Here is a 574-nt window from a genome sequence, read left to right as displayed (position 1 = left end):
AAGCGGCGTGCCTTTTGATCAGTGTGATGCCGATGGTGTCCTCGATCTCGCTGATGTCGATGCGGGAGTAGATCGGTGGTGCGGTGGATTGGTAGTGGGCTGCGGTGGGTGTGGTGTATTCGGTGGTGTGGGTGCCGTTTTCGTGGTGGGTGGTGACTCGCCAGCGGGGTGACTCTTTGAGGTAGTTGCAGCGCTCGCACAGTCCGGCGCCGTTGGCGGCGGTGGTGGGTCCCCCGCGTGTGGCCGGTTGGATGTGGTCGCGGTGGCGGATGGGGGCGTCGCAGTATGGTGTGCGGCAGGTCTGATCGCGCAGGCTGATGAACTGGGCCAGCCCGCGGGGGAAGGTGCGGGAGCGTGATTCCATCGCTACCAGCGCCCCGGTGTGGGGGCGGGCGTAGAGTCGGCGCAGGCTGGCCAGCGACCTCTTGTCGGCTAGCGCGGTGGTGAGCCAGGTGCGCGCCACGGCCGCCGGGATCGGGCCGTAGCCCTGTAGCAGCGCGGGAGCGTCGTCGTCGCCGAGCAGGGCGGTATCGGAGATCACCACGTTCAGTGCGAGGGTGGCCGGGGTGCTGGC

At 68.1% G+C, this 574-nt stretch carries 1 protein-coding gene; it reads right to left on the bottom strand.

Going from position 1 to position 574, the window contains the following annotated elements; all coding sequences use genetic code 11:
- Window positions 1–574 (bottom strand): HNH endonuclease (locus AC5Y7D_RS30915; RefSeq protein WP_499929997.1); only part of this gene is annotated, 574 nt, incomplete at both ends.

This window comes from Mycobacterium sp. NGS49 (assembly GCF_059812565.1).
The sequence above is the reverse complement of the archived record's forward strand: the minus strand, read 5'-3'. Positions and strand labels throughout refer to the sequence as shown.